This is a genomic window from Blastococcus sp. SYSU DS0616 (assembly GCF_054051015.1).
In genome coordinates, this window is record NZ_JBJHAJ010000009.1 from 20,655 (window position 1) to 33,772 (window position 13,118).

Annotated in this window: 10 protein-coding genes and 1 pseudogene; 9 read left to right on the forward strand and 2 right to left on the reverse strand. The window is 75.3% G+C overall.

The window, feature by feature from the left end:
• Positions 1-49: 49 nt before the first annotated feature.
• From ACI79K_RS08735 to ACI79K_RS08760, 6 genes are read left to right on the forward strand one after another with little or no spacing between them, the layout of a single operon-like run.
• Positions 50-463, forward strand: coding sequence for a cytochrome c maturation protein CcmE (locus tag ACI79K_RS08735; protein ID WP_456599522.1), 414 nt, complete (start codon positions 50-52; stop codon positions 461-463).
• Positions 460-2,457 (forward strand): heme lyase CcmF/NrfE family subunit, encoded by a 1,998-nt coding sequence (locus ACI79K_RS08740; protein ID WP_456599523.1) that lies wholly within the window; start codon positions 460-462, stop codon positions 2,455-2,457. Before ACI79K_RS08735 ends, ACI79K_RS08740 begins: the two co-directional genes overlap by 4 nt.
• A complete protein-coding gene (locus ACI79K_RS08745) occupies positions 2,454-2,993 on the forward strand; it encodes a TlpA family protein disulfide reductase (RefSeq protein ID WP_456589309.1) in 540 nt (179 codons plus the stop codon). The genes ACI79K_RS08740 and ACI79K_RS08745 overlap by 4 nt, the downstream gene beginning before the upstream one ends.
• Positions 2,990-4,192, forward strand: a complete 1,203-nt coding sequence (locus ACI79K_RS08750; protein WP_456599524.1) for a cytochrome c-type biogenesis protein CcmH — start codon at positions 2,990-2,992, stop codon at positions 4,190-4,192. Before ACI79K_RS08745 ends, ACI79K_RS08750 begins: the two co-directional genes overlap by 4 nt.
• Positions 4,189-4,599, forward strand: a complete 411-nt coding sequence (locus tag ACI79K_RS08755; protein WP_456589307.1) for a hypothetical protein — start codon at positions 4,189-4,191, stop codon at positions 4,597-4,599. The genes ACI79K_RS08750 and ACI79K_RS08755 overlap by 4 nt, the downstream gene beginning before the upstream one ends.
• Positions 4,596-5,510, forward strand: coding sequence for a cytochrome c oxidase assembly protein (locus tag ACI79K_RS08760; protein WP_456589306.1), 915 nt, complete (start codon positions 4,596-4,598; stop codon positions 5,508-5,510). Before ACI79K_RS08755 ends, ACI79K_RS08760 begins: the two co-directional genes overlap by 4 nt.
• Before the next feature lie 13 nt (positions 5,511-5,523).
• Here ACI79K_RS08760 and ACI79K_RS08765 read toward each other — a convergent pair whose 3' ends face one another.
• Together ACI79K_RS08765 and ACI79K_RS08770 are read right to left on the reverse strand one after the other, a co-directional pair.
• Positions 5,524-5,928 carry a phage holin family protein gene (locus ACI79K_RS08765; protein ID WP_456589305.1) on the reverse strand — a complete coding sequence of 135 codons (405 nt, stop codon included), beginning with the start codon at positions 5,926-5,928 and terminating at the stop codon, positions 5,524-5,526.
• Positions 5,929-5,976: 48 nt separating this feature from the next.
• Positions 5,977-7,494 carry a phytoene desaturase family protein gene (locus tag ACI79K_RS08770; RefSeq protein ID WP_456599525.1) on the reverse strand — a complete coding sequence of 506 codons (1,518 nt, stop codon included), beginning with the start codon at positions 7,492-7,494 and terminating at the stop codon, positions 5,977-5,979.
• A 198-nt stretch (positions 7,495-7,692) separates the two neighbouring features.
• On the opposite strand from ACI79K_RS08770, the pseudogene fdh reads away from it, so the two are divergent.
• The 3 genes and pseudogenes from fdh (at position 7,693) to nrfD (ending at position 13,066) form a co-directional block, all read left to right on the forward strand.
• Positions 7,693-10,986: pseudogene (gene fdh, locus ACI79K_RS08775) on the forward strand (formate dehydrogenase).
• Positions 10,983-12,020, forward strand: coding sequence for a 4Fe-4S dicluster domain-containing protein (locus ACI79K_RS08780; protein WP_456589303.1), 1,038 nt, complete (start codon positions 10,983-10,985; stop codon positions 12,018-12,020). The pseudogene fdh and the gene ACI79K_RS08780 overlap by 4 nt, the downstream one beginning before the upstream one ends.
• Complete coding sequence (nrfD, locus tag ACI79K_RS08785) at positions 12,017-13,066, forward strand: NrfD/PsrC family molybdoenzyme membrane anchor subunit (protein ID WP_456589302.1); 1,050 nt, start codon at positions 12,017-12,019, stop codon at positions 13,064-13,066. Before ACI79K_RS08780 ends, nrfD begins: the two co-directional genes overlap by 4 nt.
• Positions 13,067-13,118 lie beyond the last annotated feature (52 nt).

A 13,118-nucleotide genomic window follows, 5' to 3' on the forward strand; every position in this document is an offset into this window, starting at 1 on the left:
TGGTGTGGGCCGGGTACCTGTGGGCCACCCGGCCCGGGCGGGGTGACCGGTGAGCCGGTCCACCGCGCGGCGGCGCACCCTGTCGCTCCGGCTGCTGGTGGTGGTCGGGGCGGTCTCCGGCGCGCTCGCCCTGCTGGGGGTCAGCGGGCTCGCCGACACCCTCGTCTACTACCGCACGCCGACGGAGGTCGTCGCGGAGCAGCCGGCGGAGGACGAGCGGCTGCGCCTCGGGGGTCTGGTGCAGGCCGGCTCCCTGGAGCGCGTCGGCGCGGAGGCCCGGTTCACCGTCACCGACGGCGTCGGGACCCTCTCCGTCGTCTACTCCGGGGCACTGCCGGCGGTGTTCGCCGAGGGGCAGGGCGCCGTCGTCGAGGGGTGGCTGCGCGCGGACGGCGTCTTCGTGGGCGACCTGGTCCTGGTCAAGCACTCCAACGAGTACCAGCCGATCGGGGAGACCGGGTGACGGCGCTGCTCGGGACCGCCTCGCTGGCCTCGGGACTCGTCCTCGCGCTCACGTCCGTGGCGGCCTGGGTGGGCGTCGCGACGGGCCGCGCGCCGGCCGGATCGGCGCGGCGGCTGACCTATGCCGTCCTCGGGACGGCGCTGGCGGCCGCCGCCGTGCTCGAGTGGGCGCTCCTCACCCACGACTTCGGCGTGCGGTACGTGGCGGAGAACGGCGGTCGCGCCGTGCCGCTGTACTACACGGTGACCAGCCTCTGGTCCGCCCTGGAGGGGTCGCTGCTGCTCTGGCTGGTGGTGCTCGCCGGCTACGCCGCCGCGGTCGCCCGCCGCCCGGACGCGCGGGCCGCCCGGCACCACCCCTGGGTGCTGGTGACGCTGTCGGTCGTCGCCGCCTTCTTCTTCGCGCTCGCGCTGTTCGGGGGCAACGCGTTCGAGCGGGTCTCCCCGGCGCCCACCGACGGCCCGGGCCCGAACCCGCTGCTGCAGGACAACCCGCTCATGGGGGCGCACCCCCCGCTGCTGTACCTGGGGTACGTCGGACTCGCGGTCCCCTTCGCCTACGCGGTCGCGGCCCTCGTCACCGGGGACACCGGGCGCGGCTGGCTGCTGGCCGTCCGCCGGTGGACCCTCGTGTCCTGGACCTTCCTGACGCTGGGGATCGTGCTCGGCGCCTGGTGGTCCTACGCGGTGCTGGGCTGGGGCGGCTACTGGGCGTGGGACCCGGTGGAGAACGCCTCCCTGCTGCCGTGGCTGACGGCCACGGCGCTGCTGCACTCCGCCATGGTGCAGGAGCGGCGGGCGACCCTGCGGGTGTGGAACGTCTGCCTGGCCGTCGCCTCCTTCGTGCTCGTGCTGGTCGGCACGTTCCTGACCCGCAGCGGCATCGTCGACAGCGTCCACGCCTTCAGCCGGTCGTCGCTGGGTGCGCTGCTCCTGGGGTTCGTCGCCGTCGTGCTGGTCGTCGTCGCGGTGCTGCTGGTGTGGCGGGCCGACCGGCTCGGGCCCGACGGGACCCTGTCCGCCCGGCTCTCCCGGGAGACGGTGTTCCTCGGGAACAACGTGCTGCTGGTCGGGCTGGCCTTCACCGTCCTGCTGGGCACCCTCTTCCCGGTGTTCGCCCAGCTGGCCGACGGCCGCCAGGTGTCGGTGGGCCCGCCCTACTACAACCAGATGGCGGTGCCGGTCGCGCTCGTCGTGCTGCTGCTGATGGCGCTGGGTCCGCTGGTGTCGTGGGGGAGCGACTCGGTGCCGGCGCTCGCCCGCCGGGTGGCGGTGCCGGTCGCCGTCGCCGTCGGGCTGGTCGCGCTGCTGGTGGTGCTGGGCGTCTCCGGCGCCGCGGCGCTGACCGCGTTCGGCCTGGCCGCCCTCGTCCTGGCCACGTCGGTGCAGCTGGTCGGCCAGGGGACGCGCGTCGTCCGGCGGGCCACCGGCCGGTCGTGGCCGCGGGCGCTGCTGGAGGCCGGCCGCCGCCGGCGCCGGTTGTACGGCGGGCTGGTCGTGCACGTCGGGGTGGCGCTGGCCGCCGTCGCCGTGGCGGCGTCCTCCTCCTTCGCGACGGCGACGGAGCAGCGCGTCGCGGTGGGGGACGCGGTGAGCGCGGCGGGCTGGACGGCGCGGCTGGAATCGGTGGAACGCGAGCGGACGGCGCAGGAGATGCGCGTGGTCGCGCGGCTGGAGCTGGAGGAGGCCGGCCGGGCGAGGGGCGCGGCCGCGCCCGAGCTGCGGACGTTCCCCGCGCACTCCATCACGGTGGCCTCGCCGGCGGTCCGGTCCACGCTCGCCGGTGACGTCTACCTGACCGTCACCGAGGTCGACCCGGACGGCGGGTGGGCGTTGGTCCGGATCGCGGTGAACCCGCTGGTCTCCTGGCTCTGGATCGCCGGCGGGGTGATGGCGCTGGGGGCCGCGGTGGCCGGCTGGCCCGCCCGCCGCGTCCGGCGGGGGCAGCAGGCGTCGGAGGAACCCGCGTCGAGCCTGTCGTCGGGGGAGCGGTGAGTGGCCGGCGGCGGTGGCTGCTGCTGGTCCCCGCCCTGCTCGTGGGTCTGGTGCTGACCGTGCCGCTCGCGCTCGCGCTGGACCGGCCCGAGGGGGCCCCCTCCACGGCGATCGTGGGGAGCCCGGCCCCGGCCCTGGCGGGTGCCACCCTGGACGGTGGGCACGTCGACCTCGCGGACCTGCGCGGTTCGGTGGTGCTCGTGAACGTCTGGGCTTCGTGGTGCGCGCCGTGCCGGGAGGAGATGCCGTTGCTGGTCGAGACGGCGCGGCAGTGGGGGCCGCAGGGCCTGCGGGTCGTCGGCATCGACGTGAACGACGACGACGACGCCGCCCGCGAGTTCCTCGCGGGCGTCGGCGGCACCCCGTTCCCGAGCGTGGCCGACGCCGACGGCCGGCTGGCCGTGGAGTGGGGGACGACGGGTGTGCCCGAGACCTTCGTCGTCGACCGGGACGGCACGGTCGTCGCCCGCCGGGTGGGCGCGGTCTCCGCCGCGTGGCTGGCGGACGAGGTGCTGCCGCGGCTGGAGGCGGGGTGAGCGGCCGGGCGCGGGTCCTGGCCGTCGTGCTCGCGGTGCTCGCCCTCGTCGCCGCGCTGTGGTGGCGCCAGGAGCCGGTCACGCAGCCCGATCCGGCGGCGACCGCGCGGGAGATCGCGGCCGGACTGCGGTGCCCCACCTGTGCGGGCGAGTCCGCGGCGGACTCGGCGGCGCCGGCGGCCCGGGGGATGCGGGCGGTCATCGCCGAGCAGGTGGCGGCGGGCGAGAGCCCCGAGGAGATCCGCGCCTGGTTCGTGGGGCGCTACGGCGAGTGGATCCTGCTCGACCCGCCCCGGGAGGGGGTGGGCTGGGCGCTGGTCGTCCTGCCGGGGGTGGCCCTGGTGGGCGGGGTGGTCGCGGTCGGCGTCCTGGTCTCCCGCCGGCGGCCGGGCAGCCGAATCACGTTGACCGACGCCGACCGCGCGGCGGCCGAGGCCGCCGTGGCCGCGGCCGCCGCGCGGCCGGACCGGCTGACCGGGTCGGGCGACGACGAGCGCCTGGAGGCGGCCCTGCAGCTGCTGGACGACGTCCGGTCCGGGCCGCGGACGACCGCGCAGGCGCGCGCCGCGGAGGACGAGCTGCTGGCCGAGATCCTGCGGCTGTCGGCCCCCCGGCGGGAGCCGGTCCCCGACGACCTCGGTGAGGGCGGCGCCCCGGCTCCGGAGGAGAGGCCGGTCCGGGTGCGGCGGACATGGCTGCCGCGACCGGCGGTCGTCGTCCCGGTGGTCGCCGTGGCCGCGGCCGGCGCCGTCGCCCTGGTCGCCGTCCCCCGCGCCGCGGCGCCCGCCGCCGCCGACGCCGCCGAAGAGGGATCCGCACCGGTGAGCGCCCCGGGCGCGGTCGGCGCCGACCCCGCCGACGAGCTGCTGCGGCAGGCGCGGGCGCTGGACGACGCCGGGCACTTCGCCGAGGCGGCGACCGGCTACCGGGCGGTGCTCGAGGAGCGGCCGGGCGACCCGGCGGTGGCGCTCTCGCTGGCGTTCGCCCTGCTCCGCGACGATCGGCCCGACGAGGCCCGCCCCGTGGTGGAGACCGTGCTGGCCGAGCACCCCGAGCACCCGGAGGCGCTGCTCATGCTGGGGTCCGCGCAGCACGCGCTCGCCGACGACGCGGCGGCCGCCACGCTGCGGCGGTTCCTGGAGCTGGCCCCCGACCACCCGGCCGCCGACGCGGTCCGCGCCCTGCTGGAGGAGCCGTGACCGGGCGCCGGGCGCACCGGCGGCTGGTGCCGCTCGGGCTCGCGGTCCTCCTCAGCGGGTGCGCGGCCGGGGCCTCGTCCACGGCACCGGCGGCACCCGCGCCGCCGGCCGCCGACCAGCGCGTCGGGCTGACCGAGTGGGAGATCGTGACCGAGGGGCGTCCGCTGCTCCCGGGGGAGATCCGGCTCGTGGTGACCAACGCGGGAGCGGCGCCGCACGACCTCGCCGTCCGCGTCGACGGCGACCAACGTGCCGTCACCCCGGTGCTCGACCCGGGCGAGGCGCACGAGCTGGCGTTCGCGGTGGCGGCGGACGAGCGCGTGGAGCTGTGGTGCACCGTGACCGGCCACCACGCCGCGGGCATGCACACGGTCCTCGACGTGGTGGCCGGAGGGCCGGCGCGGTGAGCGGCGCCCCGGTCCCCGGCAGCACGCTGGCCCACCCGCTCGGCGGGGGCGGCGACTGGTCGTACGCGACGATCGCCTTCCTCGGGCTGGCCGCGCTCGGCTACGCCTGCCTGCTGGCCTGGACCGCGCCCCGTCGTCGCTCGCCCTGGGCGGCGGCCGGACCGGGGGCGGCCTGGCTGCTCGGCCTGACCGCGCTCGGCGCCGCCCTCGCCTCGCCGCTGGAGCGGCTGGCGGAGGACTCCCTCACCGCCCACATGACGCAGCACCTGCTGCTGACCATCGTCGCCGCGCCGCTGCTCGTGCTCGCCGATCCGGTGCCGCGCGTGCTCACCGCGCTGCCGCCCCGGGCCCGCGAGGTCCTCGCCCGCCCGTGGTCGGCGGTGGCCCGGGGTGCCCGTCGTCCCGCCGTGGTGCTCGGGGTGGCCGTCGGCTACCTGACCGTGGTCCTCCTCTGGCACCTGCCGGGGGCCTACGAGGCGGCGGTGCGCTCGGAGGCGGTGCACGTCGCCGAGCACCTGACGTTCCTCGCCGCGGGTGTCGTCTTCTGGTGGTGCGTGCTGCGCGTCCCGCGCCGACGGCTCGGCCAGCTCGTGGCGGGGCTGGTCGCCGTGCTCGTGCCGGCGTTCGGCGAGGCCGTGCTCGGTGGCGTCATGATGCTCTCGTCCAGCCCCTGGTACGGGGTGTACGTCGAGCGGGCCGCCGACCACGGCTTCGACCCCGTGGCCGACCAGCAGGTGGCCGGCGCCGTCCTGTGGGCCGCCGGCACCCCGGTCTACCTGCTGGCCGCCGTCGTGCTCGTCCTGCGCCTCGTCCGATCCGCGCCCGCGGACGACGCGCCGCAACCGGCGGTGCCCCCGATGCCCGACCGGTCGCGGTCGCCGCGCCCCGCTCTGGACGCCGCGCGGCGCTGAGCGCCGCGGTGCCTCAGCCCGCGGCCGGGCGGCGGGCTGAGGCGATGCGGACGTCGTCGCGCAGGCTCTCCACCGTCTCGTCCGGGACCAGCGGCCACGCACGGCGCAGCTCCGCGAGCGCACCCCCGAGGAGCGCGCCGGCGCCACCGGCGAGGAGCCCGGTCGCCAGCGCGGCGGAGGTGGCTGGGCTCACCCTGCGGTCCAGGGCGCGCAGCAGGAGAGCCGTCGCGCTGCCGACGGACATCGCGCCGAGGACGCCGGCGGCGCCGAGGAGTGCGCCGGCGCGACCGGCCTGCTTGGCCTTGCCGGCCAGCTCGGCCTGGGCGTGCTGCAGCTCCTGCCGGACCAGGGCCGAGAGGTCGGTGCTCAACGACTGGAGCAGGTCGCTGGTGGAGTTGCTCCGGGTCGGTTCGCTCATGGGTGCTCCTCGCGCTGTGGCGGGTGGACCGGTGCGGCACCACGTCCGCTACCCGCGGCCCCCGGGGTCCGAACCCGGGGCGCGCGAACCGGGGCGTCGGGCCGCGGGGGGCCGCAACGGGGGCCCGGTGCGCACGCCGAAGACCTCCCGCAGCGCCACCCGTGCCGCGTTGTCCCCGCACATGCCGTGGACGGCGGGTCCCGGTGGGGTGGCCGACGAGGCCAGGTAGGTGCCCGGCACGGGCGTCTTGTAGGTGTTCCACCGGGGCACCGGGCGGGCGAGCATCTGCCGGAGGGACGCCTCGCCGTTGGAGATCTCCCCGCCGACGTAGTTCGGGTTGTACGCCTCCATCTCGGGTGCGCGCATGGTGTGCCGGGCCAGGATCGTGTCGCGGAACCCCGGGGCGAACCGCTCCACCTGCGCCTCGATCCGGTCGGTCATGTCGACGTCGGACCCGTTCGGCACGTGCGCGTAGGCCCACAGCACGTGCCCCCCGGACGGTGCCCGCGTCGGGTCGGCCACGGTCGGCTGCACGGCGATCACGAACGGCCGGTCGGTGTCGCGTCCCGAGGAGGGGGCGGACTCGGCGGCAACGGTCTCGTCGAGGGTGCCCGACAGGTGCACGGTGCCGGCGCGGCGGACGTCGGCATGAGTCCAGGGCACCGGTTCCGACAGCGCCCAGTCGATCTTGAAGACGCCTGGGCCGTGGCGGTACCGGGAGACCCAGCGGCGGTACCCCTCGTGGACGCGGTCGCCGGCCAGCCGGACGAAGGCCTGCGGGGTGGTGTCCAGCAGGACCGCGGGGACGCCCTCGAACTCGCGCAGGTCGGTGACCTCGTGCCCGGTGACCACCTCACCTCCCTGTTCCCGGAGGGCGACGACCATCGCGTCGGCCAACCGCTGCGAGCCGCCCTCGACCACCGGCCAGCCGCTGTGGTGAGCCAGCATCCCCTGCAGCAGGCCGAGCCCGCCGGTGATCGCGCGGGTGAGGTCCAGCGTCCCGTGCGCGGCGGCCCCGGCGAGCAGTGCGCTCGGCTCCTCGGTGCGGAACCACCGGCGCGCCAGCCAGCGGACGTCGGGCAGGCCGTTGACGGCGAACGAGGCCATCGCCGGGAGGCTCCGGGTGGGGAACCGGCGCAGCGCGCTGCCGAGGAAGAAGTCCACGAGGTCGTCGCCCGCGTCGACCAGCGGGCCGAGCAACCGGCGGTAGGCGGGGCCGTCGGACCCGAACCCGTCGGCCGTCTCCTCCAGCGACCGGTGGGCGACCGCGGCCCGGCCCTCGTCGAGGGGGTGGGCGTACGGGACCTCCGGGTGCAGGAGCCGCACGCCGCGGGACGGCAGGTCGAACTCGCGGAAGAACGGAGCGGCGGCCGCCATGGGGTGCACCGAGGCGCAGATGTCGGAGAGGAAGCCCGGCCGGGTCAGCTCGGCGGAGCGGATGCCTCCTCCGGGCCGGTCGTCGCGCTCGAGGACCTGCACCCGCAGCCCCGCGGCGGCCAGCCGCAGGGCCGCGGCCAGGCCGTTGGGCCCCGAGCCGACGACGACGGCATCCGGCTTCCCGCTCATCGTCCCCATGCTGGGCGACGAGCCCGGTGCGGGCGAGCCGGCGACCACGGCGCAGCGCGCGGACGTGCAGGCAGCGCGGGGGATGGCTAGGGTCGGATACGGCAGCTGAACGGGCCGAGGCGTGCGACCGAGACCGTGCCTGCACGCCCGGCGACCCGTCCGCCCCTCCCGGCGGCGCGGGCTCTGCAGGAGGGGCGCATGAAGACCTGGCTCGACGCCTGGCCGGTGGTCCGGCAGCTCACCGGGAACGATCCGCTCGGTCGTGGCGACGCCGTCCGGAGCAAGCGCACGAACTCCCTGACCCCCCGCACGGCCACCGCCGACCGGGTGGTGCAGAGCGTGTGCCCCTACTGCGCGGTGGGCTGCAGCCAGCGGGTGTTCGTCCAGGACGAGAAGGTCACCCAGATCGAGGGTGACCCCGACTCGCCGATCAGCCGCGGCCGGCTGTGCCCCAAGGGGGCGGCCAGCAAGAACCTGGTCACCAGTACGACCCGTCAGACCAAGGTCCGCTACCGCCGTCCGTACGGGACGGAGTGGGAGGACCTCGACCTCGACACCGCGATGGACATGATCGCCGACCGGGTGATCAGGACCCGCCGCGAGACCTGGCAGGACGAGGTCGACGGCAAGCGGGTCAACCGGACGATGGGGATAGCGAGCCTCGGAGGGGCGACCCTCGACAACGAGGAGAACTACCTCATGAAGAAGCTCTACACCGCCCTGGGCGCGGTCCAGGTCGAGAACCAGGCGCGCATATAGCACTCCTCCACGGTCCCCGGTCTGGGGACCACGTTCGGTCGCGGCGGCGCGACGATGCCGCAGCAGGACCTGGCCAACTCCGACTGCATCGTCATTCAGGGCTCCAACATGGCCGAGGCCCACCCCGTGGGCTTCCAGTGGGTGATGGAGGCCAAGGCGCGCGGCGCGACGGTCATCCACGTCGACCCGCGGTTCACCCGCACCAGCGCGCTCGCCGATCTGCACGTGCCGCTGCGGGCGGGCAGCGACATCGCCTTCCTCGGCGGGCTGATCAACCACGTGCTGTCCAACGGGCTGGAGTTCCGGGAGTACGTCGCCGCCTACACCAACGCGGCGGCCATCCTGCGGGAGGACTTCCAGGACACCGAGGACCTCGACGGCCTGTTCTCCGGCTACGACCCCGAGAAGGGGCAGTACGAGGAGAAGTCGTGGCAGTACGAGGGCGCTCCCGTGACCGCCGCGGCCGGTCAGCGCCAGGGGCCCAAGCCGGGGGCCTCCGGTTCCCGCGACGGTCGGCAGCCCGGGACGGCGCCCGACCCGGAGGAGCACGCGGAGGGCAGCTCGGAGGAGTCGGGCAGCGGCGGCCTGCCCGTCGGCGGCAAGCCGCAGCGGGACGAGACCCTCCAGCACCCGCGGTGCGTCTTCCAGGTGCTCAAGCGCCACTACGCGCGCTACACCCCCGAGCTGGTCCAGGAGGTCTGCGGCATCGAGCCGGCGGTCTTCCGCAAGGTCGCCGATGCGCTGACCAGCAACTCCGGCCGGGAGCGCACCAGCGCCTTCGTCTACTCGGTGGGGTGGACCCAGCACACCGTCGGCGTCCAGTACATCCGGGCCGCGAGCGTGCTGCAGGCCCTGCTGGGCAACATGGGGCGCCCCGGGGGCGGCATCCTGGCGCTGCGCGGGCACGCCAGCATCCAGGGGTCGACCGACATCCCGACGCTCTACAACCTGCTACCCGGGTACATCCCGATGCCGCACGCCCGCGAGGACCGTGACCTGGACGACTTCGTCGCCGAGGCGTCGGGCTCGGTCGGCTACTGGGGCAACATGCGGAAGTACGCGGTCAGCCTGCTCAAGGCGTGGTGGGGCGACGCCGCGCAGCCGGAGAACGACTTCTGCTTCGACCACCTGCCCCGGTTGACCGGCGACCACAGCAACTACTCGACGATCGCCGAGCAGATCCAGGGCACCGTCCCCGGGTACTTCCTGGTGGGGGAGAACCCGGTCGTCGGCAACGCGAACGGGAAGATGTCCCGCCTCGGCCTGGCCAACCTGGAATGGCTCGTCGTCCGCGACCTGCAGATGATCGAGTCCGCCACCTTCTGGGAGAACGGCCCGGAGATCGAGACCGGTGAGCTGATCACCGAGCAGATCCCCACCGAGGTCTTCTTCCTGCCCGCCGCGGCGCACGTGGAGAAGGACGGCTCGTTCACCAACACCCAGCGGCTTCTGCAGTGGCACTCCCAGGCCGTGGAGCCGCAGGGGGACTGCCGCAGCGACCTGTGGTTCTACTTCCACCTCGGCCGAATCATCCGCGAGAAGCTCGCCGGCTCCACCGACCCGCGGGACCGGCCGATCCTCGATCTCACCTGGGACTACCCGACCCACGGTCCGCTGCAGGAGCCCAGCGCGCACGCGGTGCTCCGCGAGATCAGCGGGACGGGGCCGGACGGCACGGCGGTGTCGGGGTACACCGAGCTGGCCGACGACGGCTCGACCAGCTGCGGCTGCTGGATCTACTCCGGTGTCTTCGCCGACGAGATCAACCAGGCCAACCGCAAGAAGCCGCACACCGAGCAGGACCTGGTGGCGCCGGAGTGGGGCTGGGCGTGGCCGATGAACCGCCGGGTGCTCTACAACCGTGCCTCGGCCGATCCCGAGGGCCGGCCGTGGAGCGAGCGGAAGAAGTACGTGTACTGGGACGAGGACGCCGGGAAGTGGACCGGGCCCGACGTCCCGGACTTCCAGGCCACCAAGCGGCCCGACTACACCCCGCCCGAGGGCGCCACGGCCGAGGACGCGCTGGCCGGCACGGACCCGTTCATCATGCAGGGTGACGGCAAGGCGTGGCTGTTCGTGCCCGCCGGGCTGGCCGACGGGCCGATGCCGACCCACTACGAGCCCGCCGAGTCGCCGGTGCCCAACCCGCTGTACGCGCGGCAGGCCAACCCGGCGCGCAAGGAGCTCAGAGGAGCGTGGAACCGGGCCAACCCCGCGATGAACGAGGTCTTCCCGTTCGTCGTCACCACCTACCGGCTCACCGAGCACCACACCGCCGGCGGGATGAGCCGCACCCTGGAGTACCTCGCCGAGCTGCAGCCCGAGTTCTTCTGCGAGGTCAGCCCCCAGCTGGCCGCCGAGCGCGGGCTGGAGCACATGGGCTGGGCCACGCTGGTCAGCGCCCGCAACGCCATCGAGGCACGGGTGCTCGTCACCGAGCGGATGCGCCCCCTGCGGGTCGCCGGCCGCGAGGTGCACCAGATCGGCATCCCGTACCACTGGGGCCAGAACGGCATCACCACCGGCGACTCGGCGAACGAGCTGCTCGGCGTGGTGATGGACCCGAACGTGCACATCCAGGAGTCCAAGGTCGCCACCTGCGACATCCGGCCCGGCCGCCGGCCCCGGGGGCCGGAGCTGGTCGAGTTCGTCGAGGACCACCGCCGCCGGGCCGGCGTCGCGAGCGGGCGGCTGGGACCGAACGGACGGGCCCCGATCGAGGAGCGGTCATGACGACCATCAGTTCAGCGAGCACCGCCTTCTCCGGGGACGACCCGCAGAACCGGTTGTTCGGCCCGGTCCCCGACGTCGCCGGCGAGCGCGGGTACGGCGACGACCACCCGCCCCGGGTCGGCTTCTTCACCGACACGTCGGTGTGCATCGGCTGCAAGGCGTGCGAGGTGGCGTGCAAGGAGTGGAACACGCTCCCGATGGACGACGCCGAGGGCAACCGGGCGCAGCTCGGGCTGACCGGGGCGTCGTACGACAACACCGGCATGCTCGGGGCCAACAGCTGGCGGCACGTGGCGTTCGTCGAGCAGAGCCGCGCGGTCGACCTCCCGATGCCGACGGTGGGAGCGCCGGGCGCGGTCGGCGGTCAGCGGCCGCTGCAGGACCCGCCCGTCGTCCACCCCCGGGTGCCGGCGTCGGCGACCACGGCCGAGCAGAGCGCGCCGCAGCAGACGCCGTCGGCGGACCGGGAGATCCGGTGGCTGATGAGCTCCGACGTCTGCAAGCACTGCACGCACGCCGCCTGCCTGGACGTCTGCCCGACCGGCTCGCTGTTCCGCACCGAGTTCGGCAGCGTCGTGGTGCAGGAGGACATCTGCAACGGCTGCGGCTACTGCGTGCCCGCCTGCCCCTACGGCGTCATCGACCAGCGGGAGGACGACGGGCGGGTGTTCAAGTGCACCCTCTGCTACGACCGGCTCACCGACGGGCTCCAGCCCGCGTGCGCGAGCGCCTGCCCGACCGAGTCGATCCAGTTCGGCGACCTCGACGAGCTCCGGGCCAGGGCCGACGCCCGGCTGGCGGCGCTGCAGGACAAGGGGGTCGAGGGCGTCCGGCTCTACGGGCGCGACGAGGACGACGGCGTCGGTGGCGCGGGCGCCTTCTTCCTGCTGCTGGACGAGCCGGAGGTGTACGGGCTCCCGCCGGACCCGGTGGTGACCACCCGCGACCTGCCGTCGATGTGGCGGCACGTCGCTGCCGGCGCGGCGATGGTGGTCGGCGTGGTGGCGTCGGCGTTCGTGGGGCGACGCCGGTGACGGCGGCCGACGGCGTCCCCGGGGCGGGCTGGCGCCGGGCGGACGGGCCACCGGCCGAGGACCGGGAGCGACGGCGTCGCGCTGGGGGCCGCCCGCCGCGTCCTGGCGAGTCGGTGGTCGGGGAGGCGGAGTTCACCTCCTACTACGGGCGGCCGGTGATCAAGCCGCCGGTGTGGAAGACCCCGGACGTGCCGCTGTACCTCTTCCTCGGTGGGGCGGCCGGCTCGTCGGCGCTGCTGGGGACGATGGCCGAGCTGACCGGCCGGCCGCAGCTCGCGCGGGTCGCGCACCTGACCGCCGGTGGCGGGGCGCTCTCGTCGGTGGCCTTCCTCATCCACGACCTGGGCCGGCCGGCGCGGTTCCTCTACATGCTGCGCGTGTTCAAGCCGACGTCGCCGTTGTCGGTGGGGTCCTGGATCCTGGCGCCGTTCAGCGCCCTGGCCACGGCGACGGCCGGCGCCCACCTGCTGGGTCGCTTCCCGCGCCTGCGGGTGCTCACCGGGGTGGGGGCGGCCGTGCTCGGCGGGCCGATGACCACCTACACGGCGGCGCTGCTCTCCGACACCGCGGTGCCCTCGTGGCACGAGGCGCACCGGGAGCTGCCGTTGGTCTTCGCCGGCTCGGCCATGGCCGCCGGGGGAGGCATCGCCACGGCGTGCACCCCGGTCGCGGAGGCCGGGCCCGCCCGGAAGGTCGCGGTCGCCGGTGCCGCGATCGAGCTCGGGATTATGCACCGGGTGGAGCACGGCCACGGGCTGGTCAGCGAGCCCTACCGCGCCGGCCGCCCGGGTCGGCTGCTGAAGGCGGCCCGGGCCTGCACGGTCGCGGGGACGGCGCTGACGCTGGCCTCCGGCCGGCGCCGGCTGCCGGCGGTGCTCGGGGGAGCCCTCCTGGCGGCCGGCTCCGCGCTCACCCGGTTCGGTGTCTTCGACGCCGGCATGGCCAGCGCGAAGGACCCGAAGTACACCGTCGAACCGCAGCGGACCCGGGCGGCCGACCGGGACGCGGCGAACGCGAGCGCGGAGGAAGCGCGCACCCCGTCCTGAGTTCGGCAGCACGGTGACTCCCGGGTGGGAGGGGCCCCGCCCGGCATGGAGG

Coding starts and splice junctions, on each gene's coding strand:
- ACI79K_RS08780 (WP_456589303.1), top strand. CDS start 10,983: ATGACGACCATCAGTTCAGCGAGCACCGCCTTCTCCGGGGACGACCCG.
- ACI79K_RS08770 (WP_456599525.1), bottom strand. CDS start 7,494: ATGAGCGGGAAGCCGGATGCCGTCGTCGTCGGCTCGGGGCCCAACGGC.
- ACI79K_RS08765 (WP_456589305.1), bottom strand. CDS start 5,928: ATGAGCGAACCGACCCGGAGCAACTCCACCAGCGACCTGCTCCAGTCG.